The following is a 3,717-nucleotide window of genomic DNA, read 5'->3' as shown; positions in this document are numbered from 1 at the left end:
TACGACCCGGCGCGCGTCGTTGCGGGCCATCGCTACAGCGTACGCGCGGCCCTGCGCACGCCCGACGGCCGTCTCGCGTTCGCGACCGCCTCGCGCGTGCCCGTCGAACCGGGTGAGTCGACGCCGGTCGAATTCCGCCTCGCGCGCGTGCCCCAGCCCTGACGGGAAGTCCGGGCATCGACGCGGCTCCGCTCCGGCCCGACGTCGCGCAACGCGTCAATGTCGATGGTGCCCGTGTGCGTCGTCGCGGCGGTGCCCATGATGCCGCCCGTGATGGGCGCCGTGATACCACACGCCCCATCCAATCGACGGGTACCCATAGCCGTAGTAGCCCGGCCAGTATCCGTCGTCATAGTACACATAGGGTCGATCGTCGTAGCGGCTGCTGTAATAGACGCTACCGCGATAGCCGTCGTGGCGTACGTAGGCGGGCTCGTAGACGCAACCGCCGAGCGTGGCCAACAGGGTTGCCGTGAGAACCGTAGAAGCGATCGTTTTCATGGACGCGCACCTCCATCCGATCCTTGGCCACGTTACGGCATCGGATTTGAATCCGTGCTTAGCGCATGCTCACCGCAGCGCAACGGGCCGTGCGCGTTCGGGTGCGCGACACGGCGCAGCGCGAGCGCGCCGGATGTCCTGCTCGCCTGCGCATCACGCGACGCGCGATCCCGAACGCCCCCGGTTCGTCGGCGACGAACGCGAGGCTGCGCGCTCAATCGCGCGCGAGGCCGGCGCGTGCGAGCCTGTCCTCGGCCTGCCGCTGGTTGCTGCGCAGCGCCGGCAACATCGTCTCGGCGTACTTGCGGATGTCGGGATCGCGGCTCGAATCGCGCGCCTCCTCGTACAGGGCGATCATGTCCTTGCTGTCGCGCGCGAGGTCTTCGACATACAGACGATCGACGTCGACATCGCGACGAAGGAGTTCATCGGCCTCCGCCTGCGCCCGCGGCGTCATGCGGTGGTCGAGTTCGACATGCTTGGCGGCGGCGAGCAGCCGCAACGCATCGTCGGACTTGCGATGGCTGCTGAGGACGTTTTCCGCGAGCGAACGCACGCTGGTGCGATCGCGGCCGGTGACGCGCATCGCGAACGTCAACTGGTCGATGTTGGCCGCATCGGCGGTGCGCAGGAAATCGACGTCGGCCTGGTCGAGCGCGCCGGGCGGGACTTCGATCGCTTCGCGCATCTGTGCGGCGGCACCGAACGACAGGGCGGCGAGCGCCGCGGCGAGGACAATCTTGCGCATGGTCGTCTCCTCTCGAAGGACAAGCGCAACGACTATCGACGCACCCGCCTTAACGAGGCGTATGCGCGCGCGCGTGCGGTCGGCGCGGGTTCACCTTCATGAAGGTCGACGTCCGTGGATTTCGATAGCGATCGGGCGCGCGCCGCTCCGCCGTACGGCATGACCGCCGCGGCGCACGGGCGATCCTGCACGGGCGCGGTCACTCCTCTTCGTGTCCGTTCGCGGCCGCTGCGGCGGAACGCAGCGGGCGATCGCGCAGCAGGTGCGCGCGCAACGCCAGCTCGTCGACCGGACCCGCAGGGTCCGCGAGCGTCACGACGCCCGCGACACGCTGCGCGACCGGCACGCCATCGCGATAGAGCACGCGCGCGGTCGCGACACGCGGCACCTTGTCGCCGACGAGGAGCCCGCCGGTGAGGTTGAGCGGATCGGCGCCGCTGACGCAGACGAAGCGCCCATCGAGCGGGCGCTGGCGCACCGCGCGCAGCGCCGCGACCGCGTCCGGCAGGGCGAACTGTTCGCCCGCGATGCCCGCGATGAAACGGCCGCCGCGGATTTCCCCGCGCGCCTCGAGTCGGTGGTAGGCGCGAATCAGCTCGCGCCACGGCGGCAGCCATTCCGCCTCGTGCGCGAGCAGGCGCCAGCAGACGACGCCATAGCGACGCAGCAGCACGCGCGCGACATGCTCGACCGTCGTCGCGTCGGCGGCTTCGGTGCGCTCGGCGCCTGCGCGTCGTACGAGCGCCCAGCGACCCGCGTCCTCGATGCCGAACAGCGCGCTGCGCCGGCCATGGCGTCGGCGCGCGGTCGAGGGCCGCTTCGACGACGGCACGAGCAGCGCGCGCAGGCCGCTGAAGCTGTCGGAATGGACGACGCCCGACGCGACGAGCTCGCCGAGCGCCTCCTCGAGCTGCACGTGCAGGAGCCGCGTACCGGCCAGCAGCTCGTCGAAGAACGACGCGCCATGCTTCGAAAGATGCTCCACGACGACCTGCGCGCGCGAGGACATCGCAGCCGGATCGCTGCCGGCGCCGTTCGCGAGCGCCATCCATGTGTCGAGGCTGCGCCGCTGCAGCAGCACGATCGGCGTCGCGCGCACCGGGCCCCCCGCGCGCTCGCCGCCGCCCTTGCGCGGACGCAGGCGGGTCCAGACGAGCCGCCCGGCCTGGCACAGCGCGTCGAGCCAGGCAATCTCGTAGGCGTCGACACGCGCGGGCAGGATCGACCCCTCCCACGCGGACGCCGGGGCCTCGTAGCCTTCGAGCTGCGCGAGCACGCCCGCGAGCGCATCGGGCCCGCTCACGCGCGTGCCATCGGCGACGCGCTGCCAGTCGAACAGGAATCGCATGTAATCGCGCGGCTCGACCGGCTCGATCTCGCGACGCAGGCGCTTGACGGTGTAGCGATGGATGCGCGCGAGCACGTGCCGTTCGCACCATTCGTTGCCGTCGCCGCGCGCGAGCGCGTCGCTCGAGTAGCGCCCCTGCATGACGAAGCCGTTGCGCTCGAGCGCGAGCAGCGCCAGCTCCACCGCGGCGCGGTCGACGCCGAGCGACGCGGCGATCGCGTCGGGCCACGCCGGGCCGAGCGCGGTCATGCGCGCGCGCAGGATCTCCACGAGCGCGTCTTCCGGCGTCCACGCGACCGCGGCGTACTCGGCCGGCGCTTCTATCGCGGGGTCGCGCGGCGCTTCGGGCAGCAGCGCGGCGAACTGGGGCAGCCGTTCGGCGGGAATCCAGACGAACGCATCGGCACCGACCGACAGGCGCGCGACACGGCGATCCGCGGCGAGGCGCTCGAGCCACTGCACCCAGTCGTGGTTCGCGCGCGCCTCCGCCGCGGTCACGAAGGCGACGCCCATGAGCGCCGCATGCAGTTCGTCGGCGCCGCGCGCCTGCGGCCAGGCCTCCTCGCGCACCGCATCGATCGCGTCCTGGTCGAGGCGACCGAGGTCGTCCGCGTGCTCGGGCGAACTCCAGCGCCGGCTGCCGACCGCCTGCGTGCGGCGTTCCTCGAGCGGCGCGTCGTCGAGGAATGCGTATGGACGCGCACCGAGGATCTCCGCCGCCAGCGGCGACGGGCCGGTGAGGTCGCGTGCGACGATGCGCGCGTCGCCGCGTTCGAGCCGCTGCAGCAGCGCGACGAGTGCATCGATGTCCATCGCCTCGTGCAGGCAGTCGTGCAGGGTCTGGTCGACGAGCGGGTGCTCCGGAACCTGCCGCTCGCCGACGATGTTCTCGAGGCAGGCGACCTGGTCAGGGAACACCTGCGCGAGCAGGTCCTCCGCCTTCATGCGCTGCAACTGCGGCGGCACCTTGCTGCCGCCTTGGAAGCGCGGCAACGCGAGCGAGGTCGTCGCGTTCCAGCGAAAGCGCAGGCCGAACATCGGCGCATCGAGCAGCGCCTGCACGAGCACGTCGCGCACGCTGTTCGAATGCAGGTAGCGCGCGACCTCGTCGAGCGGGAAG

Annotated in this window: 3 protein-coding genes; all 3 read right to left on the bottom strand. The window is 71.4% G+C overall.

The features are described 5' to 3' along the window. Positions 1-216 precede the first annotated feature (216 nt). Entirely contained in the window at positions 217-501 is a 285-nt protein-coding gene (locus VI238_RS14040) for a hypothetical protein (protein WP_331652421.1), read from the bottom strand. Between the two features lie 214 nt (positions 502-715). Beyond that, entirely contained in the window at positions 716-1,249 is a 534-nt protein-coding gene (locus VI238_RS14035; RefSeq protein WP_331652419.1) for a DUF4142 domain-containing protein, read from the bottom strand. 199 nt (positions 1,250-1,448) lie between these two features. Continuing rightward, the coding region (locus VI238_RS14030) for an Lhr family helicase (RefSeq protein ID WP_422653341.1) at positions 1,449-3,717 on the bottom strand (2,269 nt) is incomplete at its 5' end.

This window comes from Dokdonella sp. (assembly GCF_036518555.1).
Classification (GTDB): domain Bacteria; phylum Pseudomonadota; class Gammaproteobacteria; order Xanthomonadales; family Rhodanobacteraceae; genus Dokdonella_A.
The sequence above is the reverse complement of the archived record's forward strand: the minus strand, read 5'-3'. Positions and strand labels throughout refer to the sequence as shown.

What these genes read in the sequence shown, in the direction of transcription:
- VI238_RS14040 (WP_331652421.1), bottom strand. Translation starts at nt 501, where the DNA reads ATGAAAACGATCGCTTCTACGGTTCTCACGGCAACCCTGTTGGCCACG.
- VI238_RS14035 (WP_331652419.1), bottom strand. Translation starts at nt 1,249, where the DNA reads ATGCGCAAGATTGTCCTCGCCGCGGCGCTCGCCGCCCTGTCGTTCGGT.